The organism is Mesorhizobium sp. P2_C7, from assembly GCF_056404515.1.
In genome coordinates, this window is sequence record NZ_JBFUDW010000016.1 from 49577 (window position 1) to 73481 (window position 23905).

At 62.9% G+C, this 23905-nt stretch carries 21 protein-coding genes and 1 pseudogene; 12 read left to right on the forward strand and 10 right to left on the reverse strand.

Annotated elements, in window-relative coordinates:
• The first annotated feature begins 164 nt into the window (after window positions 1-164).
• Genes AC1D2G_RS27720 through AC1D2G_RS27730 form a run of 3 tightly spaced genes read left to right on the forward strand, consistent with a single transcriptional unit; the run spans window position 165 to window position 2951 of the window.
• A complete protein-coding gene (locus AC1D2G_RS27720) occupies window positions 165-944 on the forward strand; it encodes an FCD domain-containing protein (RefSeq protein ID WP_457151378.1) in 780 nt (259 codons plus the stop codon).
• Between the two features lie 43 nt (window positions 945-987).
• Complete coding sequence (locus tag AC1D2G_RS27725) at window positions 988-2124, forward strand: alpha-hydroxy acid oxidase (protein WP_477418035.1); 1137 nt, start codon at window positions 988-990, stop codon at window positions 2122-2124.
• A 35-nt stretch (window positions 2125-2159) separates the two neighbouring features.
• The gene (locus AC1D2G_RS27730) at window positions 2160-2951 is read left to right on the forward strand and encodes a metallophosphoesterase (RefSeq protein ID WP_457151380.1); all 792 of its coding nucleotides are present in this window, start codon (window positions 2160-2162) and stop codon (window positions 2949-2951) included.
• 38 nt (window positions 2952-2989) lie between these two features.
• On the opposite strand, the gene AC1D2G_RS27735 is transcribed toward AC1D2G_RS27730, so the two are convergent.
• Window positions 2990-3121, reverse strand: coding sequence for a hypothetical protein (locus tag AC1D2G_RS27735; protein WP_257784452.1), 132 nt, complete (start codon window positions 3119-3121; stop codon window positions 2990-2992).
• A gap of 293 nt (window positions 3122-3414) precedes the next feature.
• Window positions 3415-4113, reverse strand: a complete 699-nt coding sequence (locus AC1D2G_RS27740) for a type 1 glutamine amidotransferase (protein WP_477418037.1) — start codon at window positions 4111-4113, stop codon at window positions 3415-3417.
• Window positions 4114-4201: 88 nt separating this feature from the next.
• Between AC1D2G_RS27740 and AC1D2G_RS27745 the strand changes: the two genes are divergently transcribed.
• The 4 genes from AC1D2G_RS27745 to AC1D2G_RS27760 all read left to right on the forward strand — a co-directional run bounded on the left by AC1D2G_RS27745 (window position 4202) and on the right by AC1D2G_RS27760 (window position 8367).
• Complete coding sequence (locus AC1D2G_RS27745) at window positions 4202-4864, forward strand: hypothetical protein (protein WP_477418039.1); 663 nt, start codon at window positions 4202-4204, stop codon at window positions 4862-4864.
• A gap of 31 nt (window positions 4865-4895) precedes the next feature.
• Window positions 4896-5630, forward strand: a complete 735-nt coding sequence (locus AC1D2G_RS27750; RefSeq protein WP_477418041.1) for a 16S rRNA (uracil(1498)-N(3))-methyltransferase — start codon at window positions 4896-4898, stop codon at window positions 5628-5630.
• Window positions 5631-5875: 245 nt separating this feature from the next.
• Window positions 5876-7249: a glutamate--cysteine ligase gene (locus tag AC1D2G_RS27755; RefSeq protein ID WP_477418043.1), complete on the forward strand. Its 1374-nt coding sequence runs from the start codon at window positions 5876-5878 to the stop codon at window positions 7247-7249.
• A 104-nt stretch (window positions 7250-7353) separates the two neighbouring features.
• Window positions 7354-8367, forward strand: a complete 1014-nt coding sequence (locus tag AC1D2G_RS27760) for a DUF937 domain-containing protein (protein ID WP_477418045.1) — start codon at window positions 7354-7356, stop codon at window positions 8365-8367.
• 166 nt (window positions 8368-8533) lie between these two features.
• Here AC1D2G_RS27760 and AC1D2G_RS27765 read toward each other — a convergent pair whose 3' ends face one another.
• Entirely contained in the window at window positions 8534-8824 is a 291-nt protein-coding gene (locus AC1D2G_RS27765) for a DUF1127 domain-containing protein (RefSeq protein ID WP_477399019.1), read from the reverse strand.
• Between the two features lie 177 nt (window positions 8825-9001).
• On the opposite strand from AC1D2G_RS27765, the gene AC1D2G_RS27770 reads away from it, so the two are divergent.
• Window positions 9002-9958, forward strand: coding sequence for a LysR substrate-binding domain-containing protein (locus AC1D2G_RS27770; RefSeq protein WP_457151387.1), 957 nt, complete (start codon window positions 9002-9004; stop codon window positions 9956-9958).
• A gap of 24 nt (window positions 9959-9982) precedes the next feature.
• On the opposite strand, the gene AC1D2G_RS27775 is transcribed toward AC1D2G_RS27770, so the two are convergent.
• Window positions 9983-12193 carry a bifunctional diguanylate cyclase/phosphodiesterase gene (locus AC1D2G_RS27775; RefSeq protein WP_477418047.1) on the reverse strand — a complete coding sequence of 737 codons (2211 nt, stop codon included), beginning with the start codon at window positions 12191-12193 and terminating at the stop codon, window positions 9983-9985.
• Window positions 12194-12312: 119 nt separating this feature from the next.
• Here AC1D2G_RS27775 and xseA point away from each other — a divergent pair, with 119 nt between their 5' ends.
• Both xseA and AC1D2G_RS27785 read left to right on the forward strand, forming a co-directional pair.
• Entirely contained in the window at window positions 12313-13878 is a 1566-nt protein-coding gene (xseA, locus tag AC1D2G_RS27780) for an exodeoxyribonuclease VII large subunit (protein WP_477418049.1), read from the forward strand.
• 4 nt (window positions 13879-13882) lie between these two features.
• A complete protein-coding gene (locus AC1D2G_RS27785) occupies window positions 13883-15013 on the forward strand; it encodes a DmpA family aminopeptidase (RefSeq protein WP_477418051.1) in 1131 nt (376 codons plus the stop codon).
• Window positions 15014-15074: 61 nt separating this feature from the next.
• On the opposite strand, the gene AC1D2G_RS27790 is transcribed toward AC1D2G_RS27785, so the two are convergent.
• Window positions 15075-15329, reverse strand: coding sequence for a hypothetical protein (locus tag AC1D2G_RS27790; RefSeq protein ID WP_477225521.1), 255 nt, complete (start codon window positions 15327-15329; stop codon window positions 15075-15077).
• Between the two features lie 445 nt (window positions 15330-15774).
• Window positions 15775-16227 carry a lipocalin-like domain-containing protein gene (locus AC1D2G_RS27795; protein ID WP_477418053.1) on the reverse strand — a complete coding sequence of 151 codons (453 nt, stop codon included), beginning with the start codon at window positions 16225-16227 and terminating at the stop codon, window positions 15775-15777.
• 404 nt (window positions 16228-16631) lie between these two features.
• Between AC1D2G_RS27795 and AC1D2G_RS27800 the strand changes: the two genes are divergently transcribed.
• Complete coding sequence (locus AC1D2G_RS27800; RefSeq protein ID WP_477418055.1) at window positions 16632-17342, forward strand: YjbE family putative metal transport protein; 711 nt, start codon at window positions 16632-16634, stop codon at window positions 17340-17342.
• Window positions 17343-17391: 49 nt separating this feature from the next.
• On the opposite strand, the gene AC1D2G_RS27805 is transcribed toward AC1D2G_RS27800, so the two are convergent.
• From AC1D2G_RS27805 to uxuA, 4 genes are all read right to left on the reverse strand, one after another.
• A complete protein-coding gene (locus AC1D2G_RS27805) occupies window positions 17392-18417 on the reverse strand; it encodes an NADP-dependent oxidoreductase (protein ID WP_477418057.1) in 1026 nt (341 codons plus the stop codon).
• Between the two features lie 29 nt (window positions 18418-18446).
• A complete protein-coding gene (locus AC1D2G_RS27810) occupies window positions 18447-19769 on the reverse strand; it encodes an LLM class flavin-dependent oxidoreductase (RefSeq protein ID WP_477418059.1) in 1323 nt (440 codons plus the stop codon).
• 398 nt (window positions 19770-20167) lie between these two features.
• Complete coding sequence (locus AC1D2G_RS27815) at window positions 20168-21187, reverse strand: isopenicillin N synthase family dioxygenase (protein ID WP_477418061.1); 1020 nt, start codon at window positions 21185-21187, stop codon at window positions 20168-20170.
• A gap of 322 nt (window positions 21188-21509) precedes the next feature.
• A complete protein-coding gene (gene uxuA, locus AC1D2G_RS27820; RefSeq protein ID WP_477418062.1) occupies window positions 21510-22694 on the reverse strand; it encodes a mannonate dehydratase in 1185 nt (394 codons plus the stop codon).
• A 193-nt stretch (window positions 22695-22887) separates the two neighbouring features.
• Here uxuA and AC1D2G_RS27825 point away from each other — a divergent pair.
• Window positions 22888-23548: pseudogene (locus AC1D2G_RS27825) on the forward strand (SDR family NAD(P)-dependent oxidoreductase).
• The last annotated feature ends 357 nt before the right edge of the window (window positions 23549-23905 follow it).

The window sequence follows — 23905 nt, forward strand, 5'->3', positions numbered from 1 at the left end:
TCTAGGGCCAATGGCCAGATGACGCAAACAGCAAAGTTTAGCCGAAGACGATATGGCGTCAGGCGTCAAAATCGACCCGCTTCGACCAATTGGATAAATAATTTGACCAGTTGGCGACGCAGGCTTTATCCTGCACGACAGCGGTTCACCTTCCAGGCATTCTGTTGAGCGACATTTTTTCCAGGATCGAGCATTCGCGCACCGCCGACGAGGTGGTGCAGCAGATCGAGAGCCTCATCCTGGAAGGCGTACTGCGCACCGGCGACCGGTTGCCTGGCGAGCGCGAGCTCGCACGCCAGTTCGACGTGTCGCGGCCGATCCTGCGCGATGCTCTCAAGGCGCTCGAAGGGCGCGGCCTTTTGACGACCAAGGCCGGCGGCGGCACGCATGTCGCCGACATCATTGGCCAGCTGTTCACCAAGCCGGTGGCGGACCTGATCTCGATGCATCGCAAGGCGGTGGCCGACTACCTGGAATACCGCCGCGAGATCGAGGGCGTCGCGGCCGAGTATGCGGCGCGACGCGCCACGCCGGAGGATCTGGCGCTGCTCGACCGCATCATGGCGCGCATGGACGAAGCGCACCGGACCGGCGATTTCGACGACGAAGCCGAAATCGATGTCGAGTTCCACCACGCGATCTGCGAGTGCGCGCACAACATCCTGCTCTTGCACACGCTGCGCTCCTGCTACCGGCTTCTGTCGGAAGGCGTGTTCCAGAACCGGCTGCTGGTGTTCACCGTGCCCGGCGCGCGCGACGCGCTGCTTGCCCAGCACCGGGCGATCCATGCCGCGGTGAAGGCCGGTGACCCTGCGGCCGCGCGGCAAGCGGCGATGGACCACATGATCTATGTCGAGCGGTCGATGGCCGAGGCCGAGCGCAGCGGCGACTGGCAACGCGTCTCGCGGCTGAGGCTCAGGCAACGGTCTGAAGGGGCCAGATGAACCCACACGCAGACGCTTCCACGACTGATAAGCGGGGACCCTCATGAGCCAAATCCTCACCATCGCCGATCTCAAGGACCTCGCGCGCCGGCGCGTACCAAAAATGTTCTTCGAATACGCCGATTCCGGCGCCTGGACGGAAAGCACCTACCGGGCCAACGAGGAGGATTTCGCCAAGATCAAATTCCGCCAGCGCGTGCTGGTCGACATGAGCAACCGCTCGCTGGAATCGACCATGATCGGCGAAAAGGTGGCAATGCCGGTGGCGCTGGCGCCGACCGGCCTGACCGGCATGCAGCATGCCGATGGCGAGATGCTGGCGGCGCAGGCGGCCGAGGAGTTCGGCGTGCCATTTACCCTGTCGACGATGAGCATCTGCTCGATCGAGGATGTCGCCTCGGTGACCAGCAAGCCATTCTGGTTCCAGCTCTATGTGCTGCGCGACAAGGATTTCGTGCTCGACCTGATCGACCGGGCAAAGGCGGCGAAGTGCTCGGCGCTGGTGCTGACGCTCGACCTGCAGATCCTCGGACAACGCCACAAGGATGTCCGCAACGGACTTTCGGCGCCGCCCAGGATGACGCTGGCCAACATCGCCGACATCGCCATTCGCCCGCGCTGGTGGATGGGCATGGCCGGCACGAAGCGCCGCACCTTCCGCAATATTGTCGGCCATGCCAAGGGCGTCGGCGACGTCGCCTCGTTGTCCTCCTGGACGACCGAGCAGTTCGATCCGCATCTGTCATGGAAGGATGTCGCCTGGATCAAGGAACGCTGGGGCGGCAAGCTGATCCTCAAGGGCATTCTCGACAAGGAAGATGCGCTGATGGCGGCCAAGACCGGCGCCGACGCCATCATCGTCTCCAACCATGGCGGGCGACAGCTCGACGGCGCGTCGTCTTCGATCATGGCGCTGGAGGAGATTGCCGACGCGGTCGGCGACACGATCGAAGTGCACATGGATGGCGGCATCCGCTCCGGCCAGGATGTGCTGAAGGCGCTCTGCCTCGGCGCCAAGGGTACCTATATCGGCCGGCCATTTCTCTACGGCCTGGGTGCGCTCGGCAAGGAAGGAGTTACCAAGGCATTGGAAATCATCCGCAAGGAGATGGACATCACGCTGGCTCTGTGCGGAAAGCGTCTGGTCACCGACATGGGCAAGGACCAGCTCCGGCGCTAAGTCCGTGACAGCCTGACCACGGAGACGGCGCAGAGTTGGCAGAACCCGGCATCCATTTTCTCGACGCGCATGGGCCGGAAGGTGTGCGTCTTTACGCTATCGGCGACGTGCATGGCCGGCTTGACCTGCTGGCCGCCATGCATCAGCGGATCGAGGATGAGATCGAGCGGGATGCGCCTGCCGACTGGCGCGTCATCCATCTTGGCGACTATGTCGACCGTGGACCGGACTCCAAAGGCGTCATCGACTTCCTGATCGAGGCGCGAGAGCGCGACCCGCGCCATGTGATGCTGGCCGGCAACCACGACGTCGGCTTTCTCGACTTTCTCAAGAAGCCCGACCCGGAAGGGCTTTTCATCCGTTTCGGCGGCATCCAGACGGCGCTGTCCTACGGCGTGGCGATCAGTGAAGGCACCAGCATGTGGTTCGGCAAAGCCGAGGCCGCCGTGCGCAAAGGACATGAATCCCTGGTCGAGGCGGTGCCGCAAACCCATATCGATTTCTTGCGGTCGCTGCGGCTTTCGCTGACGCTCGGGGATTTCTTCTTCTGCCATGCGGGCATCAGGCCGGGCATCGCGCTGGCAAGGCAAAATCCGCAGGATCTGATGTGGATCCGCGACATCTTCCACAATTATCCGGGCCTGTTCCCGAAGATCGTGGTGCACGGACACACGCCGGTGCCGGAAGCGGAAGTGATGGCCAACCGCGTCAATGTCGACACGCTTGCCTGGCAATCAGGCATGCTCAGCGCGCTCGTCGTCGACGGCCCGGACAAACGCATCCTGACGATAACGATCAAGGAGGCTGGGACGACGAAGGGAGCTTGAGCGCGGCGCGTCCAGGGACGCGAAAAACGCTCTGGCTTTTAGCGAAGCGAGGCGGTGACGCCGTAACCGTCGACGGCGTTGTGGTTGTTGGCTGCGTCGGCGGAATAGATGCCGAGGCCGCACAGCACGATGGCGGACAACATGGCAAAGGACAGAAGCGCTGCTTTCACGGACGTCATCTCTTGTTGAGCTTGCTGCATCTGTGCACCAGGCGGTTACCAATGCGTTGAAACGGAGAATTCGCTTCAAAGTTTCGACGATTTCGCGCTTCTAGGCGCGTTCTGTATCGACGGTGTGTCGCGCGGGTCACACCAAAGGTTCATCGCGGTTGCATAGCCGATGCAGAGCGCGCGCCTTCTAGGATGACGGGCGGACACAAGCCAAGGATGAAAGGGGTTTTCCCCAGGCGGTTTCACCGCCGCGTGCCAATTATGTCACGTGGCAGGGCGCCGAGGGAGGACGCTCAGATCGTCGCCACCCAGGCGCGGGCAATGGCCAGGCCGGCAGCGTCGGCATCAGGCCCGTTGCGGGCCATTTCGCCATCGAGCTTGCCAGCCCAGTCGGGATGACGCGCGGCGATGGTCGGGGCAAAGGACGTGCTCCAGTCCTGCACCATCGGCCGGTCGGCCTCGAAATGGAACTGGAAGCCGTAGACGGCGCGGCCGACGCGAAACGCCTGGTTCTCGGCGACATCATTGCCGGCGAGCCGCACTGCGTTCTCAGGCAGCACGAACGTGTCGTCGTGCCACTGGAAGATCGGGAATTTGTCCGGCAACGCGCCCAGCACCGGATCGGCCTTGGCGTCCGGGGTCAGCGACACGCCGTGCCAGCCGAACTCGTTGGCGCCACCGATGCGGTTCTCGCCACCGAAGGCGCGGGCAACGAGCTGGCTGCCGAGGCAGATGCCGAGCACGGCACGGTCCTTGTCGGCGAAATCGCGGGTCAGTTCGAGCAGAGCCGGGAAATAAGGATAATCGTCGTCGTCCAGCGCATTCTGGCCACCGCCGAGCACCACCATGGCATCGTGCCCGGCCGCATCATCCGGCAGGGGATCGCCCTTGTAGGGCAAACGCAGATCGAGGTCGGCACCCGCTTCCGCCAGGGCCGCACCTACCTGGCCAAGGCCGGTATTGTCGTAGTTCTTGACCACCAGCACCCGCATCGCAAAACCCTGCTGACATGAAAATGATGCGAGGAGCGATATCATGCCACCAGCATTGCAGCCAAGATGCGTGTTGCGGGAGAAAACTATGCCACTGCAGAACCGGGTCGATCCGTTCGGCGCCATCCGCGCCGTGCCCGAGCGCGGGCTGTTCACCGGCAATCGCGGCATCATCCACGATCCCGAGACAAAGACGCTGCTGAAAAAGCGCTGGGCGCTTCCGGCCTGGATCATCTGCGTCTGCCAATTCCGCGACGTGCGGCGCGAGCCGATGGGCCGCAACCTGAAGAGCGACGACCATTTGGGTGGCAAAGCGGGCTGGACCGAGCTGTTCTTCCTCGACGAGGTAACGGCGCTGGCGGCCGGGCATCGGCCCTGCTTCTTTTGCCAGCGCGAACGGGCCAAGGATTTCGTCGGCCGCTTCGGCCATGCCTTCGGCATTGCCGAGCCACGCGCGCCGCAGGCCGACAAGCGGCTGCACAAGGAGCGGCTGGCGTCCGGTGGCAAGCCACCGACACTGGCCCTCGAGGACCTTGCCGGTCTTCCCGACGGTGCGATGCTTGCTGACGGCGGCACCGCCTATGCCTTGCGCGGCGGCAAGGCACTCCGCTGGTCTTTTGCCGGATATGGCCCACCCGGCGATTTCAGCCTGCTCGAAGGCAAGGCGCTTGCGCTGCTGACGCCGGCCACGACGCTCGCCGTCCTGCAGCATGGCTTTCGACCGGTGTGGCATCCGACCGCCGAGGCTTGACGCCGGCGGGCGGCTCGCTCATTCCTCCGCGATGCGCGCCAATTACAAGATGCAACGCCTTTTCGTGCCCGACGACCTCGGGCCCGAGATCGAGTTCGATGCCGGTCAGCAGCAGAGCCACTATCTGCTGCATGTGCTGCGGCTTGGCGAAGGCGCTGAAATCCTGGTGTTCAACGGTCGTGACGGTGAATGGTCGGCGGCCATCGCGGCGAAGACAAAAAGGGCGGTGCGGCTGAAGGTGCTGGCGCTGCAACGGCCGCAGCCGCCGTTGCCCGATCTCATCTACTGCTTTGCGCCGCTGAAGCAGGGCCGGCTTGACTATCTCGTGCAGAAGGCGGTCGAAATGGGCGCCGGTGTCCTGCAGCCGGTGATCACCCAGCACACGCAAGTGGCAAAACCTTCCATCGATCGCCTGCGCGCCAATGTCGTCGAGGCCGCCGAACAGTGCGGCATCCTGGCGGTGCCGGAGGTGCGTGAAGCCGAAAAGTTCGACCGCCTGCTGATCGGCTGGGACAGAGAGCGGCGGCTGATCTTCTGCGACGAGGACGCCTCGACCAACAATCCGCTGCCGGCTCTGCAGGCGGTCAAGGAAAAGAAGCTCGGGCTGCTGGTCGGGCCGGAGGGCGGCTTCTCCGATGACGAGCGCAAGATGCTGCGCGCCCTGCCCTTCGTCACGGCCATTCCGCTCGGACCGCGTATCCTGCGCGCCGATACGGCGGCGGTGGCAGCACTTTCGGTGATCCAGGCAACCGTCGGAGACTGGTGAGACTTCATTCCTTGCAAGGGACGGAGAGCGCAGTATCGTTCAATTCCTGTTGACCTGTGGCTCAGGATTTTTTGCTTGATCGACTACTGACATTTCGTCCATCTAGCGCCGGCGGTCGTCCGACCGTCCTACAACTCCGCGTGTCCTTTCGGACGCGCAAAGGACGCTGTAACACTTGAAGGGGCACGTGATCCTTTCCGAAAATCGAAAGCCGATCTTCGGGATTATGTGCGGAGGGCTCTATCATGGCGCGCGACACAACCGATTTCCGCCCTATCGAAGGCGTCGGTGAACTCGTCGAGCATCTGGCCGAAGGCAACAAGCCGCGCGACAAATGGCGCATCGGCACCGAGCACGAGAAATTCCCGTTCTATGTCGACGGCAACGCGCCTGTGCCCTATGGCGGCGAGCGCGGCATCCGCGCCATCCTCGAAGGCATGCAGCAGAAACTCGGCTGGGATCCGATCATCGATGACGGCCGCATCATCGGCCTGGTCGAACCGACCGGCCAGGGTGCGATTTCGCTAGAGCCGGGTGGCCAGTTCGAGCTGTCAGGCGCGCCGCTGGAGACGATCCACCAGACCTGCCGCGAGGGGAATGCGCATCTGGCGCAGGTGCGCGAGATCGCCGAGCCGATGGGCATCCGCTTTCTCGGCCTTGGCGGCAGCCCGAAATGGTCGCTGGCCGAGACGCCGAAAATGCCGAAGTCGCGCTATGAGATCATGACGCGCTACATGCCCAAGGTCGGCACCAAGGGTCTCGACATGATGTACCGCACCTGCACGATCCAGGTGAACCTCGACTTCGAGAGCGAAGCCGACATGCGCCGCAAGATGCAGGTGTCGCTGAAGCTGCAGCCGCTGTCGACGGCATTGTTCGCCAATTCGCCGTTCACCGAGAGCCGGCCGAACGGATTGCAGAGCTGGCGCGGCGACATCTGGCGCGACACCGACAACCAGCGCTCGGGTCTGCTCGAATTCTGCTTCTCGCCCGATTTCGGTTTCGCCGACTATGTCGAATGGGCGCTCGACGTGCCGATGTATTTCGTCATCCGCGACGGCCACTATCACGACATGACGCACATCACCTTCCGCCAGTTCATGGCCGGCGCCGCGCGCAATGAAGTGCCGGATGGGCTGCCGACGATGGGCGACTGGGCGAACCATCTGTCGACGCTGTTCCCGGACGTGCGGCTGAAGCGTTTCCTCGAGATGCGCGGCGCCGATGGCGGGCCATGGCGGCGCATCTGCGCATTGCCGGCTTTCTGGGTCGGATTGCTCTATGACGAGGCAGCGCTCGATGCCGCCGAGGCGCTGACTTCAAGCTGGACATATGACGAAGTGCTGACGATGCGCAACGCGGTGCCGGAACAGGGCATTTCCGCGTCCTTCCGCAACACCACGCTGCGCGAGATCGCCCGCGACGTGATGGTCATCTCACGCATGGGCCTGAAGAACCGTGGCCGCAAGAACCGCGACGGCTATGACGAGACCTCGTTCATCAACACGCTCGATGAAGTGGTCGCACGCGGCACCACCAGCGCCGAGGAGATGCTCTCCGCCTACCACACGCGCTGGGGCGGCTCGATCGAGCCGGTCTTCATGGAATACGCCTACTAACCCTGCGAGTGCAGGCGCGGCCGATTGATTGGCAAAAGCCGCTTCAATCGGCCATCGAAACGAATTAGGCTCTCCACCCTAGGATTTCCCGGAGGAGAAAGCCGATGCCTACCTTGTTCGATATGCTGGCGCAGGCCCAGAACGGCAACGGCATTCAGGCCCTTGCCCAGCAATACGGGCTTTCGATGCAGCAGACACAGGCGGCCGTTGCCGCTCTGCTGCCGGCCTTTTCGCAGGGGCTGCAGCGCAACACTGCCGATCCCTATGGGCTCGGCGCCTTCATGACGGCGATGGCGAGCGGCCAGCACGCCAAGTATTTCGAGGACGCGACCCGAGCCTTCTCGCCGCAAGGCGTCGATGAGGGCAACGGCATTTTGGGCCACCTCTTCGGTTCGAAGGACCTGTCGCGGGCCGTGGCCAGCCAGGCCGCGCAAGCCAGCGGCGTCAGCCAGCAGATCCTGCAGCAGATGCTGCCGACCATCGCCTCAATGGTCATGGGCGGGCTGTTCAAGCAGACGACAAATCAGATGCAAGCCGCCGGTGGCTTTGGCGGCGGCAACAATCCGCTCGGCGAGATCATCGAGCAGATGATGCGGCAAAGCGGCATGCAAGCCCCCGCTCCACAGCCGCGCCAGGCACCGCAGCCGCAGAATCCGATGGACAACCCGCTCGGCAAGGTTTTGCAGGACATGTTCGGCGGCGGTGCCCCGCAGCCGCAAAGCCAGCCGCAGCCGGCACCCAACCCCTATGGCGACAATCCGCTCGGCAAGGTGCTGCAGGACATGTTCGGCGGTGGGGCACCGCAGCCGCAGCCATCGCAACCGCAGCAAACCCAGAGCCCTTATGGCGACAACCCACTCGGCAAGATCTTCGAGGAGATGCTGCGGCAAGGTGGTGGCGGCTTCGGCGGGGGCGGACAGCCCGCGCCGCAACAGCCACAGGCACCACCGCAGCGGCAGGCGCCGCAGCCGCAGACCAATCCGAGCGGCCGGCCGAGGAACCCGTTCGACGACCTGTTCGGCAAGATGTTCGAGACGGGCGCCCAGCAGCGTGACGAGTACCAGAAGGGCGTGGAAACGATCTTCGACCAGTTCAAGCGGGACATGGATCGGCGATAGCACCGATCGGCACTTCAAAAGAAAAGCCCGGTCCTGGGAGGACCGGGCCAGCGTGCAGGCGGGCCGGCGGGGATCCGGCAGGGAGTGGGGGCCTGCATACTAGTCAGTCGCGTCGAACCTTAAGAAGGTTCACGGCAACCGGTGCGATAGCAACCAAGCCAGGCGATCAGGCCACCTTGCGGGCGAAATGCTCGATCGTTTCGACGCGATCGCTGGCGATTTCGCGCAAGATCTTCGTCGGATCGCGGCCAAACGGTATGTCGATGGCGACATGGAGATCGGCGCGCGTCAGGCCGATATCGGCGAGTTCGGAATCCGACATCTCGCCAAGGCGATAGAAGGCGCGGCGGTTTTTCCAGGCGCGGTAAACGTTGGAGACGGTGTTTGCCACGCGCGTCGCAACGGCCGGACGCGAGGTAATGCGCGAGGTCTCGGTGGCGAAATCAAACGTGGTCATGTCGGTCTCCTTCAGACTCGAACGGACAAAGCCCTGCCATCGGCGCTGGCGACAGCGACCGTTTCGGCTTCGATTCACATGCCTTCATGTGGACAATGACAATTTGCCATCGACCGATTGATTAATCCAACGAATGTTTCTAATCCTAGGCATCAACACTAGTGATGGATTGGACCGATGAAAGCGCCACTCGATCTCGATCAGTTGCAGACCTTCATCTCGATTGCCGACACCGGCAGCTTTACGCGGGCGGCCGAAGAGGTGCACCGGACCCAGTCGGCGGTGTCGATGCAGATGCGCCGGCTGGAAGAGCGGATCGGCAAGCCGCTGTTCGAAAAGGACGGGCGCACCAACAGGCTGACCGAGGAAGGCGACAAGCTGCTCTCCTATGCGCGGCGGCTGCTCTATCTCAACCGCGAGACGCTGGCCGCCTTCGACGACCGGCGGCTTGAAGGCACGATCCGTATCGGCACGCCCGACGACTATGCCGACCGTTTCCTGCCCGAGATCATGGCGCGGTTCACGCGCTCAAATCCGCGCGTCGAACTGACGGTCATCTGCGAGCCGACGCCCGGGCTGGTCGAGCATATCAAGCGCGGCAATCTCGACCTGGCACTGGTGACCCACAATGATGTACGCGGCCAGTCGGAGGTGGTGCGGCGCGAGCCGCTGCTGTGGGTCACCTCGGCCAACCATGCGACGCACGAGCAGCCGACGCTGCCGATGGCCTTCGGCCGGCCGAATTGCATCTGGCGGCGCGCCGCCGTCGACGTGCTAGACCAGCAGCACCGCGACTATCGCATCTTGTTCACCAGCTTCTCGGCAACTGTCATCACCGCCGCGGTGCTTTCCGGCCTGGCGATCTCGGTGTTGCCGGAATGCGCGCTCAGGCCCGGCATGCGGGTGTTGGGTGAAGCCGACGGCTTTGGCGCCCTGCCCGATTGCCGTATCGGCATCATGCGCGGGCAGACGTCGCGGCCGGAGATCGTCGATGCGCTTGCCCGCCACATTTCGGAAAGCCTGGACAATATTTCCGTGCCGATCGGCGAAGAGACCGGGACATTCGACTTCGCCGCCCTCGCCTATGCCAAGATGAAGAGGACGAAGCCGAACCAGATCCTGCCGGGCTGGTAGGCCAGATCCTCCCCGACAGGAAAGTCAACCAAGAGCCGAAGCCGACCTGCCCTCGCCGGGCGACGGGCCTGCCAGGGCAAGCATCTGGGCCGGTTCCAGCGGCGGCGACAGCAGATAGCCCTGCAACTGATGGCAGCCCATGCCGACGAGCAGAGCCTTTTGCTCCTCGGTCTCGACCCCCTCCGCGGTGACCTCGACGTCGAGAGCGATGGCAAGGTCGACCAACGCCTTGACGATCGCGGTGGAATTTCGATCATTGTCGAGAAGGCGCACGAAGGAACGGTCGATCTTGAGCTTGTCGATGGCATGGCGGCGCAGGTAGTTCAGCGAAGAATAGCCGGTGCCGAAATCATCCAGCGCAACCCTGATGCCCGTTTGGCGCAAGGCCGCCAGTACCGTCCTGGTGGTGTCGTTGTTTTCCAGTAGCACACTCTCGGTGATCTCAAGTTGCAACCGCGCCGGCGCCAGCCCGGTCTCGGCAAGGATCAACGCGACCTCGTCGGCGAACCCGGCATCGCGCAGCTGTAGCGGCGAGACGTTGACGGCCATCCAGGGCAATTGCGTGCCGACGGCGAACCGGCAGGCTTCGGCCAGTACCCATTTGCCGAGTTCGCCGATCATGCCGCGTTCCTCGGCAATGGCGATGAACTGTTGGGGCGGCAACGCGCCATGGATCTCATGCGCCCAGCGGATCAGCGCTTCGGCGCCGGCGATCGTCCTGCCATCCGCGGCGAAAATCGGCTGATAGGCCAGTTTTATCCCGGTCCCGCCGCCAAGGGCGCTGCGGAGCTCGTTCTCAACCTTGCGCTTGTGCAGCAGGAGGTCGTCCATGTCGCCGGCGAAGATCTGATGGCGACCGCGGCCGTTCTTCTTGGCCTCGTAAAGCGCAATATCGGCCTTGCGCAGCAGATCGTCAGCATCGACTTGCGGACCCGACGCCAGGGCAATGCCGATGCTGGCGCTGACGAAGACCTGATCGTCCATCAGCCTGAACGGCTCCTGCATTTTCCGCAGCAGCCGTTCCGAAACATCCTCGGCCGCCCTGATGTCGCGAACATCGACCAGAATGAGCGCGAACTCGTCGCCGCCGAGCCGCGCCACCGTGTCGATTTCCCGGACTGTCTGCTGCAGCCTGGTTGCCGTCTGGCGTACAAGCTCGTCGCCGGCGGGATGGCCGAGCGTGTCGTTGACATGCTTGAAACGATCGATATCGAGATAAAACAGCGCTATCCTAGCCGTATCGCGCCCGGTCGCGAGCAAGGCCCGTCGCAACCGGTCCTCGAAGAGAGCCCGGTTGGGGAGGCCCGTCAGCGTATCGTGAAAGGCGAGATACTGCGCCTGAGCCTGACTGGTCTGCAGCGCCAGCGATGTCCGCCGCAGGCGCCGCAGGAGAAAGATCAATGCACCCGCGGCAAACAGCACGCCGGCGACCAATGCCGGGCCCGCCTTGCGCACCAGCGTCAGACCGGGGCGCTCCTGATCCCAGCCGATGTAGCCGAGAATGACACCGCGTGAATTCATCAGCGGAATGGCGGCGGAGCTGACCGGTTGCGACAACAGCAGCAGGTGCGCGCCATCGAGCAGATATTTTTCGGCGATCTTGCCGATGACAGCGTCGTTGATGAACTCGATCGAGACATGCAGATATTCGCTGCCCGGCGCCTGGGTGACGCGGTCCGAACTCGGTACCAGCGGTGCGATGCTGAGGATCGCGGGCTTGCCCGCAAGCGACACGAGGTCCTCGGCGACCATTTTGGTCGGGCCGCCGGATGCGTTCTGTTGCGGCGGTTGAGCGATCAGCTGTCGCAGCTTTTCGATGGTGGGCCGCAAAGCAGGCTCATCCGCGCTGTAGACGGCCTGCGGCATCACCTTGCCTTCCTGCATGGCGTGGATCGGCCGGTTTGCCTCGTCCAGCACATAGACACGGTTGTGACCGTAGTAGGTGTACATCCAGACGCTGATGTTCTCGACCATCCATTGCTGGTTGCCGGCCTTGGCGTTGAGGATGGAATCGTCCCAGACCGAGATACTTTCCTGCTCACGCTCCACGGTGGCGATCTGATCCTGCAAACCGTTGGCGAAGAATATCTTTTGTCGCTCAAGCGAGGCACGATCGGTCTGCACGGCCGCGTAGAAGCCAAATCCGACGACCATGACCAGCGCAAAAGCGGCAAGCGCCAGCACGGTCAGCGTGACCTGATACGTCAATGGGCTGCGATGTCCGCTTGCGCTCATGCGTCCTTGGCCAGCTTCGTTGGATGCAATTCAATCAAAGCAGGCTTAAGATCACGTTATGACGTGTGGTCCGTCACAGGCGCCTTGACGCGAGCGTTCAACCGTTCCCCAATCGGCCAATGAGCGAGGCAGCATCCGAATCACGCACGAACGCCACCGAATACACGGTGAGCGAGATTTCCGGCGCGCTGAAGCGCACGGTCGAGGACGTGTTCGGCAATGTGCGGGTGCGTGGCGAAATATCCGGCTATCGCGGGCCGCATTCGTCCGGTCATGCCTATTTTGCGCTGAAGGACGACCGCGCGCGGCTCGATGCCGTGGTGTGGAAGGGGACGATGAGCCGGCTGAAATTCCGCCCCGAGGAGGGGATGGAGGTGATCGCCACCGGCAAGCTCACCACCTATCCCGGCAAATCGAACTACCAGATCGTCATCGACAATCTGGAGCCAGCCGGCGCCGGCGCCCTGATGGCGCTGCTGGAAGAGCGAAAGCGCCGGCTGCAGGCCGAGGGCCTGTTCGACCCCGGCCGCAAGCGGTTGCTGCCGTTCATGCCGCGCGTCATCGGCGTCGTCACCTCGCCGACAGGTTCCGTCATCCGCGACATCATTCATCGCATCAAGGACCGGTTTCCATTGCATGTGCTGGTCTGGCCGGTGCGCGTGCAGGGCGAGACGGCGGGCGCGGAAGTGACCGCCGCTGTCAATGGCTTCAACGCGCTGGCCTGGGACGGTGCCATCCAGCGCCCCGATCTGCTGATCGTGGCGCGCGGCGGCGGCAGCCTCGAAGACCTTTGGGGCTTCAACGACGAGGCGCTGGCGCGTGCCGTTGCCGCCTCCGCCATTCCGGTGATCTCGGCTGTCGGCCACGAGACCGACTGGACGCTGATCGACCTCGTCGCGGATCGCCGGGCCCCGACACCGACAGGTGCGGCCGAAATTGCGGTGCCGGTGAAGGCCGACCTCGAAGCGACGCTTGCCAGCCTTGGCGCGCGGCTCAAGGCGGCGGTCTTGCGCAATTTCGAGCGCAAGCGGCAAGCCGCCCGTGCGGCCGCCCGCGCTCTGCCCTCGCCCGATCAATTGCTGGCGCTGCCGCGCCGACGCTTAGACGAGGCGACAAGCCGCCTTGGCCGGGCGCTGTCCGTCAGCGTCGACCGCAAGCGGGCGCGGCTTCAAGGCCAAAGGCTGACGCCGGCCACGCTGTCGCGGCGCATGAATGAAGCCCGCACGCTGACCGGCCGCGATCTCGCCCGCGCGCAAGCGGCATTTTTTGCCATCGTGCGAGAGCGTCGCGCACGATTTTCGCGCACCGCGACGCGGCTTTCGCCGGCCCCGATCGCGCGGCGCCAGAAGCTGCAAGGGGACACGCTGGCAGCACTGGCGCGGCGACAGGATCGGGTGATCTCCGTCCGGCTCGAGCGCCTGCGCGGACAATTGAGCCAGGCCGATCGCCTGTTGGCCACGCTTTCGCACAAGGCCGTCCTGGCGCGCGGCTTCGCCCTGGTGAAGGACGCCGATGGGGCAGTGATCAAACATGCGGCCGAAGTGGCGTCGGGAATGGCGCTTTCGCTTGAGTTCGCCGACGGCACCGCCGATGCGATTGCCACCAGCGGCACGGCAAGACCGAAAGCCGTGGCCAAGCCGGCGGCAAAGGCCAAAGAGCCCGGCAATCAGGGATCGCTGTTCTGAGATCATGACCGACAATCCGAACCATCTGGCAACGCCTTCCGGCAAGCCGCGCGCGCGGCGTTTCGGCATCGGTTTCGACGGCACACCCGGTCCGTTCAACGCGATCACCGATGTGCCGGGCGTCGCCGTCGGTTATACTACGCTGATTTCAGGCGATGGCGCGCTCGTCGTCGGCCAGGGACCCGTGCGTACCGGCGTCACCGCGATCCTGCCCCGGCCGCGCGCCGATCTTGCCACGCCGGTCTTTGCCGGCATCTTCAGCCAGAACGGCAATGGCGAACTGACCGGCTCGCACATCGTCGAGGAAACCGGCGCATTCAACTTTCCGATCACCATTACCAACACGCATTCCTGCGGTGTTTCACGCGATGGCACGCTGCGCTGGATGCAAAGCGTACTGCCGGCGGCACTCGACAGCGCCTGGGGCCTGCCGGTGGCGGCGGAGACCTATGATGGCTTCCTCAACGACATCAACGGCCACCATTTGACATCAGAGGATGTTGCGCAGGCACTTGACGGTGCGGCCTGCGGACCGATCGAGGAAGGCAGCGTCGGCGGCGGCACCGGCATGATCACCTTCGGCTTCAAGGCCGGATCCGGGACCGCGTCGCGCATCGTCGACTGGCACGGCCGTGCCTACACGGTCGGCGCCTTCGTGCAGTCGAATTTCGGCAAGCGGCACAATTTTACGGTTCGCGGCCTGCGCGCCGGGCCAGAACTTGCCGAGCCGGCGATCCGGCAAGGCACACCGCGTGCCGAAAAGGGCTCGATCATCGCCGTCATCGCCACCGACGCGCCATTCCTGCCGCATCAAATGAAGCGGCTGGCGCGCCGCGTGCCACTTGGCGTCGCCATGACCGGCGGCTTCGGCTATCACAGTTCAGGCGACATCTTTATCGCCTTCTCGACCGCCAATGCGAGCGCGGCGCTGGCACCATCCGGCCGCATCGCCAGCGCCGATTTTGTTCCCGACACCGACATCGATCCGTTTTTCGACGCGGTGATCCAGAGCGTGGAAGAATCGATCCTCAACGCCTTGGTCGCCAATGACGACATGAGCGGGCGCGACGGCAATTTCGTGCCGGCGTTACCGAAAGTGTGGCTGAAAGAGAAATTTGGCGGAGGGGATGACTGATACGAAGACGCGGGCCGAATAGCCCGCGTTCAGACGGTTACCCTTGAATTGCTCTAAGCGGCTATTCCGCGGCTTTGCTGGGGGCCTGCTGGTTCTCGTCGGCCTCGGCCGCTTCCTCGAGCCGGGAGGCAATCAGTTCCTGAATGTCGCCGACCTCTTCCTGGATATCCTCCAGAGGGATGCCAACCTCTGCCGCCTTGGCAGCGCATTCCTTGGCCAGAGTCTCGGCCTGCTTGTCGATCCTGGCGTGGGATGACTGGCAGTGGACCTTTTCGCCTATCCATCCCCGCAAGAACTCGATCGCGTGTTCACTCATACTGCTGTTCCCTGGCGGCAAAGCCGGTTGGTAATCATAAACGCCGACACCCCGCAAAGGATGCATGGTCCCATACGAACCGAGTCGCCACCAGCCGGCAAGCCGATCTTGTCCAAGGTCCACAGCGTCAAAGGAAATCGAGGGGTCAAGAGCATTCTGTTTCTGAGGGGTCGGTACCGTTGGCTGGGATCACGCCCAGCTTTGCGCCACTGTTTCTATTTGCTTTTTTCCGGTTTCCTAGCCGATTTCGTCACAATAGATGGCGCAATCCGTAACACATTTACAGTCGCTTCGGCGGCGCTGCCCTGAGGCGCGCGGGTCGAAGCCGCCGGTATATAGTGACATCCTCACGCAATGTCGACTCCGCTCGCCATCAGCTAGTGTCTCAGTTTGAAATTTTGCGATACGGACAATAGCGAGACCTGAGAGGCAGATCGACCCAGGGTCATTTCTCTCGTACATAAGTCACTTCGTGAATAATCTCGCGCCCGTCGAACGGATTTTGGGCCGGGGGCGAGGTGTAAGTCAGCGTATGTTCGTCGACTTTGCAGAACCGCACCTGTTCCGTGCCACTCCATGCTTCATTCCAGCTCATGTCGACATGATGGACAACGCGATCTGACTCAACCGTATAGCTGCCCGAATAGGCGAACATCGAGTCGAACAACGCAATCTTCTCTTCGTCGGATGGCGGCAAACGCTGCGGCCGATTGCGATTGTTCCTAAGGATAAAGAAAATGACGCGCTCAGGTGTATAGATGACGATGCCATCAGGTTCCTGACCCAGAGCTGGCTGCCGCTCCCCGGTCGAAACGTCTCTCGTCATCCAAGACGTCATTCGCCAGCTTCCAAGCAGGAGTTCGCGGCGAATTGGTTGAACGGGCATATCTTCAGCCATTGCCCACACCTCCGTTATTTCTTGGCAAGCGCTCTCTATACCATCCGCGTGGTCCCGGCCTCGGCGCATCCGGGCAGTCTGGATGGCATATGGAATGAGATCTCCCCATGCTTTGCGGCAAGTATATAGGAGTTCGGCCCGGATCGCGACCAGCGAGCCTTCAAACCGAGACACGACCGGATCATGCGCATCGAGAACGGCGCAGCGAATGCCGCCGCTGCCTCCAAGCCGATAATGTGCTGGAGTTCATGCCGCCATTGACGCTGCCGCAGGACGAGGTGCGGTGGCAACGGGCCACCCCTATCTTGCCGGAAGCGAAGCCCCATATGCATGGTAGGATCCACTCGTCTTGCTGAGTCTTGCCTAGGGCACGGAAAACTGCGAACGACAGGGAAGCTTACCGGATGTCCCTTGGGATCGATCAGGCGACGATCACAGCCTATCTGGAAGTCATCACCATCAATCTCGTTCTGTCGGGCGACAATGTCGTGGTGATCGGCATGGCGGCCGCGGGCCTGGCAAAGGCGCTGCGGCAGAAGGCGATTATCGCCGGCATCGCCGCAGCGGCTGTCATCCGCATCGTCTTTGCCGTGGTGGCCGTGCAGTTGCTGGCGATCCCGGGTATCATGCTGGTCGGCGGTCTGCTGTTGTTCTGGGTCTGCTGGAACATGTTCGGGGAATTGCGATCCGCCGGCGATGCCGATAACGGGGACGGTGCAGACGCCGATCCGACCGTGGCTTTCCTTGCGGCGACACGACCGGCCAAGGCGCTGCGCACAGCGATCGTGCAGATCGTCGTTGCCGACGTTTCGATGTCGTTGGACAATGTGCTCGCCGTGGCCGGTGCTGCCAGCGACGACATGGATGCGCTGGTCTTCGGCCTCATCCTGTCGGTGGTTCTGATGGCGGTCGCCTCGACGCTGGTGGCGGCGCTGCTGGCCAGGCATCGCTGGATCGGCTGGCTCGGCCTTGCGGTCATCGTCTATGTCGCAGGCAGCATGGTGCTGGATGGTGTCGAGCAGTTGAAAGCACTCGACTATTGGACGGTTCTTTCAAGAACGTCGAGCCCGATGGGAGCCTCAACAGTTAGAGTATCCATGCGGGCCAAGGATTGAGCGACCATTTCTGGATTCGAAATCCCGGAAATCCTCTTGGGCAAAGCCCTCAGTGACTTTCGGCGACCCGCACGATGAGCTTGCCGAAATTCTTACCCTCGAGAAGGCCAAGGAAGGCTCGCGGAGCGTTCTCTATGCCATCCACGACATCTTCCCGGTAGCGAACGCGGCCGGATGCTATCCAGTCGGCCATGTCGCGGTAGAAAGCCGGGCGCTGGTCGACGAATTCACGCTGAATGAACCCCCTGATCGTCAGGCTTCGATGGAGTACCTGCTGCATCAGCGTCGGCAGCCGATCGATGCCGGACTCCGCGATGACATTGTATTGCGCGATCAACCCGCAGACCGGCACGCGGGCAAAATCGTTCAACAGGGGGAACACCGCATCCCAGACAGGGCCGCCGACATTCTCGAAATAGATGTCGATGCCATCAGGACAGGCCGCCTTCAGCTGCGCGGCAAAATCATCGGCACGGTGATCGACGACCGCATCGAAGCCGAGCTCCTGCCGCACGAAAGCGCATTTGTCAGCGCCGCCGGCAATGCCAACGGCACGCGCGCCCTTGATGCGGGCGATCTGTCCAACGGCTGACCCGACCGCGCCGCTGGCCGCCGCCACGACGACCGTCTCGCCAGGCTTTGGCTGTCCGATCGTGAGCAGGCCGGCATAGGCGGTGAAGCCGGGCATGCCGAGAACGCCGAGTGCCGTGGTGACGGGCGCCGCCGCGGGTTCGAGCTTGCGCAGCCCGACGCCGTCGGACAGTGCAAAGCTCTGCCATCCCGAGTGCGACAGGACGACATCGCCTTCAGCGAAGCCGGCGTGGCGGGATCTGACGACACGCGCAACGGTACCGCCTTCCATCACGCCGTCGATCTCGACCGGCTTGGCATAGGATTTGGCGTCGTTCATCCGCCCGCGCATATAGGGATCAAGCGACAGGTAGAGGATCTGCAAGAGGAGTTCGTCCTCCGCCGGCTCGACAATTTCAACCGTCTCGATACGAAAATCGCCTGGCTTCGGCCGGCCTTGCGGTCGCGCTGCAAGCACGATGCGGGTGTTTGTCTGCGCTGACATTTGGGCACGACCTCGCTGTCAAGAACACTCTACTCGAAAAACCGGTTGGGCGGCCGCTTCAGGCCAAGATTCTCGCGCAATGTCGTTCCCTCGTACTGCCGCCTGAAGATCCCCCGTCGCTGCAGTTCGGGCACGACCTTCTCGACAAAGTCGTCGAGCCCGGCGGGCAGATGGGGAAACATGATGTTGAACCCGTCGGAGCCCTCGGTGACCAGCCATTCCTCCATTTCGTCGGCGATCGTTTGAGGTGTACCGACGAAAGCAAGGCCGGAATAGCCACCCAGCCTCTGGGCAAGCTGCCTGACGGTCAGGTTCTCCTTGCGCGCCAGTTCGATGACACGCTCGCGGCCGCTCTTGCTGGCATTGGTTTCGGGGATTTCGGGCAAGGCCGCGTCCGGATCAAAACCGGACGCGTCATGCCCGATCGCGATCGACAGCGAGGCAATGCCGCTCTCGTAATAGACGAGGCTGTCGAGCTTCGCCCGCTTGGACTGCGCGTCCTCGACGCTGTCGCCGACGACGACAAAGGCGCCGGGCAGGATCTTGATGTCGTCGCGCGAGCGGCCGAGTTTCTCCGCACGGCTTTTGACGTCGGCGAAGAAACGTTGCCCGGCGGCGAGATCGGCATGCGCGGCGAAAATGACTTCCGCCGTCTCTGCCGCCAGTTGCCGCCCAGCCTCCGACGCGCCGGCCTGGACAATAACCGGCCAGCCCTGGATTGGCCGGGCGATGTTGAGCGGCCCGCGCACCGAGAGATGCTCGCCCGTGTGATCGAGCACATGCAATCTGGAAGGATCGAAATAGAGACCGCTTTCAGCGTCGCGGATGAAGGCATCGTCAGCGAAGCTGTCCCACAGGCCGGTCACGACATCATAGAATTCCCGCGCCCGCCGGTAGCGCTCGTCATGCTCGACATGTTCGTCGAGGCCGAAGTTGAGCGCCGCATCGGGGTTGGATGTGGTGACGATGTTCCAGCCGGCGCGGCCGCCGCTGATATGGTCCAGCGAAGCGAAGCGGCGGGCGATGTGGTAGGGCGCGTCGAACGTCGTCGATGCGGTTGCGACCAGCCCGATATGATCGGTGACGGCCGCCAGCGCCGACAGCAGCGTGAACGGCTCGAACGACGTGACCGTGTGGCTGCGCCGCAGCGCCTCGATCGGCATGTTGAGAACGGCCAGATGGTCGGCCATGAAGAAGGCGTCGAACTTCGCCGCCTCCAAGGTCTGGGCGAAGCGCTTCAGATGCGCGAAATTGAAATTGGCGTCGGGATAGGCGCCCGGATAGCGCCAGGCGCCGGTGTGAAGGCTGACGGGGCGCATGAAAGCACCAAGCCGCAATTGTTTCTGTGTCATGGAAATCGTTCCGACCGATCAATACGGTCGAGCGCCATCGCTCGAATCCTGATCTTTAGGATCGGCCGGTCCGCCCAACCCGGGAAGGTATTCCGTTGCGCCGCGCCCGGTTTTTGCAGCATTTCGTTTTGCGATCCAGGATTGCAGCACAAAAAATGGCCGGGCTCGAATGCGGCCCGGCCAAAAGAAGGTTCAAACCTTCAGAGGGGAACACCGCTCAGCGGAATGGGAGGAGACCGCCGAACGATTTTGCCTTTTTGAGCCTATTTCCGCGACTTGGCGACGAATGACGTTCCAAAGAACACGCAAAACGGCGAAAATCTGTTCGGCATCGAGGCTTTGTTATGCATGTCGTCCGCCTAAAACCGGGGCCACTTTTGGGCGACATGCTTTGGGCTTCACGGGCGCTCCGCTCCGGTCTGGAGAAGATCGGCATAGTGGCGGCGCGCCACGTCAGGATGCGAACGCAGACGGCTTTTCAGGACATTGGTGCCGACATCGCGGAACAACGGGTTGTCCGGGTCGCTTGCCGGTCCGCGTGCCTCGGCCGCCAGTTCCTCGGGCAAATTCAGCAGCGGTATGGTCGCATCCAGCCGCGCGCTGAAGAAGAAGGGAACGGAAATCCGCTCGAAGCCGGCAGGCGGCGTCACAACGCGGTGAACGGTGGCGCGCAGATACCCATTCGACGCCAATTCCAGCAGTTCACCAATGTTGACGACAAGCGTTCCGGGGAGCGGGTCCACATTCACCCAGCTGCCGTCATATTCAACCTGCAGCCCCTTGTTGTCGTCCTGCAGCAGCAGCGTCAGGAAGCCGCCATCCTTGTGCGCGCCGACACCCTGGTCGCCATCCGTCGCGTTTCGCCCGGGGTAGCGCACGATCTTCATGCGATGGTTGGGCGAGTCCCTGTAGATCGCGTCGAAGGCGTCCTCGGGCTGATCGAGCGACAATGCGAAGGCTTTCAGCAGCCGGATCGCCACAGCCGTAGCCCTGGTCTGCCATGCCAGCAGCGCCGGCTTGAGATCGGGCAATGCCGAGGGCCATTGGTTCGGTCCTTGCAGCCGTGTCCAAGGCGCAATTCCCGGCCCTTGCGGGATGGGCTGGCGCTCGACGCCGATATCGAGTTGTTCACGCCAGTCGGCGGCGCCCCTGGTCAGTTCACCGCCGGCGCGCGTGTAGCCGCGAAACTGCGAGGACTTGACCATTTCGATCGCCAGCTTGTCGGTCTCCGGCAAGGCGAAGAACCGGCGCGAGGCATCGAGCACTTCATCAGTCTCTGACGCCGAAATTCCGTGGCCGCTGAGATAGAAGAAGCCGACGTCGCGGGCCGCCGTGCGCAGGTCCAGGAGAAAGGTGCGATGCTCGGACGCTCCTTGTTCAAGACGGCTCAGATCGAGTACCGGCACGATTCTGGGCATGGGCAGGTTCCTTCTTTTCGCCGCCCTTGCCGAGGAGAAGTAGAAGCGACCACCGGCAAGCACTCGAGGCGTGGACGTGCATCCAAGGTGCCACGCAGGGGCAGCCGATCAAAGCAATGGGCACCCCAATCTCGGCGCCAACAGAAGAAAGTCAGCGCTGCATATTGTTTCCCGAGGGCAAAATAATATCCCAACGGATGTTTCATGCATGTTGCGACGAGACATAGATCGGAGACGTTTATGCGGACTTCCGCATGAACTGAAGGCCCGGCAGGTTGGCCGTTGCGCCTGGATCCCTCCTCACGCCGCCTGCCTGATGACTTCAAGCCAGCCCGAACGTCTCCACGGCGCGCATGATGCCGCGCAGTTCGGCGAGGCCTTTCAGCCGGCCGATCAGCGAGTAGCCGGGATTGATCCTGGTCTTGCCGATATCGTCGGCAAGCAGGTGGCCGTGATCGGGGCGCATCGGGATGCGCCAGTCGGCGCGGCCTTCCCTGCTGCGACGCGCCTCTTCCTGCATCAGTGCGAGGATGACATGCGCCATGTCGGTGCCACCCTCGAGATGCTCGGCCTCATAGAACGAGCCATCCTCCTCGATGGTGATGTTGCGCAGATGGGCGAAATGGATGCGGTCGGCGAATTCCTTGACCATGGCGACGATGTCGTTGTCGGCGCGCGTCCCATAGGAGCCGGTGCAGAATGTCAGGCCATTGGCGGGGCTGTCGACGGCGTTGAGGATGAAGCGCGCATCCGCGGCGGTCGAAACGATGCGCGGCAGGCCATAGAGCGAGAAGGGCGGATCGTCAGGATGGATGCACATGCGCACCCCCTCCTGCTCGGCCACCGGAATGATCTCGCGCAGGAACCAGGCAAGGTTGTCGCGCAATTCCTTCGGACCGATAGCATCGTAGTCCGCCAGGGCCTCGCGAAAACTGTCACGGTCGTAGCTGCGCTCTGTTGCCGGCAGGCCGGCGATGAGGTTGCGCTCGATCCTGTCGATCTGCTCGTCGCTCAATTCCCTTAGTCGCGTTTCCGCCTCGGCAATGCGGGCGGCGCTGTAGCCGGCCTCGGCATTCCTGCGTTTCAGCACGAACAGGTCGTAGGCCGCGAAATCGATCGCATCGAAACGCAGGGCGTAGCCCGTCGTCGGAAGCCGATAGGCCAGATCGGTGCGGGTCCAATCGACCACGGGCATGAAATTGTAACAGACCGTTGTGATGCCGGCCTTGGCAAGGGCGCGGATCGTGTCGCGATAGTAGCCTGCGTAGCGCTCGCGCTCCGGCGCACCGATCTTGAAGGAATTGTGGACGGGAATGCTCTCGACGACCGACCAGGTCAGCCCTGCCGCCTCGATGATCCGCTTGCGCTCCAGAATGCTCTCAAGCGGCCAGGCGCGGCCGTCATAGATGTCGTGCAGGGCGGATACGATACCCGTCGCGCCCGCCTGCCTGACATGATCGAGCGTCACCGGGTCGTTCGGGCCATACCAGCGCCAGCATTGTTCCATTACGGCTTTCCTTCTGCGAGGACGGCAACCTATTGTTGGACCGCAACGAGTGTCAAACCAAAGCGCGTCGCGTTTGAGCGGATTCAGGCGATGCGCTTCAGGTCCTTGTTTTTATGCATGTCGTTGCCCCAAAACCGGGGCCACTTTTGGGCAACATGCATTAAGAGCCACAGCAAATAACGGAGTACCCGCAATGAAGGATTTCGACGGCAAGGTCGCTCTGGTGACGGGTACGACCGGGATTGGCCTCGCAAGCGCTATACGCCTGGCGGCAGGTGGTGCCGCGATCATCGCCTGTGGCATCGACCGCGCGGCCAACGCGGCGATGCAAGCGCAACTGGAAAGCTCCGGGCCAGGCGTGCTGGTCATAGACACCGACGTCTCTGTGCCGGATCAGGTTCGCGATGCGGTCGCGGCCGGCGTCGAGCGGTTCGGCGGCCTCGATATCATCGTCAATTCGGCGGCGGTCCATCCATACGGAACAGCTACCAGCACAGATTTCGAGAGCTGAACAAGGCAATGTCGGTCAATGTCGGCTCGATCTACCTGACCGCGCATTTCGGCATTCCGGAAATGATCCGGCGGAGCGGCGGAGCCATCGTCAACGTGGCCTCGGTGCAGGGTCACGCTTGCCAGCAGAATGTCGCCGCCTATGCGACGACCAAGGGGGCGATCCATACGCTGTCGAGGCCGCCCACAAGCGCTTCGGCGAAGCGCATCCCATCGGGCGCATCGGCGAACCGGAGGAAGTGGCGGAACTCATCGCCTTTCTGTGTTCGGCCAAGGCCGGATTCTGCACCGGAGCGGACTACAAAATCGATGGCGGCCTGACTGCCGGCATCGGCGTGAAATAGAGCCATGTAGATCGGTTTTGGCCTTTACCGGGAGTCGCCGACATCTGACGACCTCCCGCGCGACCGCTTTTGGCGGGCGCGGCGTTGAAGTCTTCATCGCCAAGCTCGCATGCTTCTTGCCACCGCGAACCTCGACCAACACCGACTTCGGGTTTTTAAACAGATTTAGCTCGGCATCTGGGCGCCTCGCGAGCGCTGCGGCCGTGGTCGCGGTAGCTCGCCCGGTTAGGGCGGTGGCTGGCAGCCCGAGCACCGGGGAACGGCAATCTCGATGAGCTGGACAAGCCGGTAGATGTGGAGCCGGGTCCTGATAGCCAGAATGACGTCGAACCCGTGCAGTACTATCGATGGAGGCGG

What these genes read in the sequence shown, in the direction of transcription:
- AC1D2G_RS27725 (WP_477418035.1), top strand. Translation starts at nt 988, where the DNA reads ATGAGCCAAATCCTCACCATCGCCGATCTCAAGGACCTCGCGCGCCGG.
- AC1D2G_RS27740 (WP_477418037.1), bottom strand. Translation starts at nt 4,113, where the DNA reads ATGCGGGTGCTGGTGGTCAAGAACTACGACAATACCGGCCTTGGCCAG.
- AC1D2G_RS27745 (WP_477418039.1), top strand. Translation starts at nt 4,202, where the DNA reads ATGCCACTGCAGAACCGGGTCGATCCGTTCGGCGCCATCCGCGCCGTG.
- AC1D2G_RS27750 (WP_477418041.1), top strand. Translation starts at nt 4,896, where the DNA reads ATGCGCGCCAATTACAAGATGCAACGCCTTTTCGTGCCCGACGACCTC.
- AC1D2G_RS27755 (WP_477418043.1), top strand. Translation starts at nt 5,876, where the DNA reads ATGGCGCGCGACACAACCGATTTCCGCCCTATCGAAGGCGTCGGTGAA.
- AC1D2G_RS27760 (WP_477418045.1), top strand. Translation starts at nt 7,354, where the DNA reads ATGCCTACCTTGTTCGATATGCTGGCGCAGGCCCAGAACGGCAACGGC.
- AC1D2G_RS27765 (WP_477399019.1), bottom strand. Translation starts at nt 8,824, where the DNA reads ATGACCACGTTTGATTTCGCCACCGAGACCTCGCGCATTACCTCGCGT.
- AC1D2G_RS27770 (WP_457151387.1), top strand. Translation starts at nt 9,002, where the DNA reads ATGAAAGCGCCACTCGATCTCGATCAGTTGCAGACCTTCATCTCGATT.
- AC1D2G_RS27775 (WP_477418047.1), bottom strand. Translation starts at nt 12,193, where the DNA reads ATGAGCGCAAGCGGACATCGCAGCCCATTGACGTATCAGGTCACGCTG.
- xseA (WP_477418049.1), top strand. Translation starts at nt 12,313, where the DNA reads ATGAGCGAGGCAGCATCCGAATCACGCACGAACGCCACCGAATACACG.
- AC1D2G_RS27785 (WP_477418051.1), top strand. Translation starts at nt 13,883, where the DNA reads ATGACCGACAATCCGAACCATCTGGCAACGCCTTCCGGCAAGCCGCGC.
- AC1D2G_RS27790 (WP_477225521.1), bottom strand. Translation starts at nt 15,329, where the DNA reads ATGAGTGAACACGCGATCGAGTTCTTGCGGGGATGGATAGGCGAAAAG.
- AC1D2G_RS27795 (WP_477418053.1), bottom strand. Translation starts at nt 16,227, where the DNA reads ATGGCTGAAGATATGCCCGTTCAACCAATTCGCCGCGAACTCCTGCTT.
- AC1D2G_RS27800 (WP_477418055.1), top strand. Translation starts at nt 16,632, where the DNA reads ATGTCCCTTGGGATCGATCAGGCGACGATCACAGCCTATCTGGAAGTC.
- AC1D2G_RS27805 (WP_477418057.1), bottom strand. Translation starts at nt 18,417, where the DNA reads ATGTCAGCGCAGACAAACACCCGCATCGTGCTTGCAGCGCGACCGCAA.
- AC1D2G_RS27810 (WP_477418059.1), bottom strand. Translation starts at nt 19,769, where the DNA reads ATGACACAGAAACAATTGCGGCTTGGTGCTTTCATGCGCCCCGTCAGC.
- AC1D2G_RS27815 (WP_477418061.1), bottom strand. Translation starts at nt 21,187, where the DNA reads ATGCCCAGAATCGTGCCGGTACTCGATCTGAGCCGTCTTGAACAAGGA.
- uxuA (WP_477418062.1), bottom strand. Translation starts at nt 22,694, where the DNA reads ATGGAACAATGCTGGCGCTGGTATGGCCCGAACGACCCGGTGACGCTC.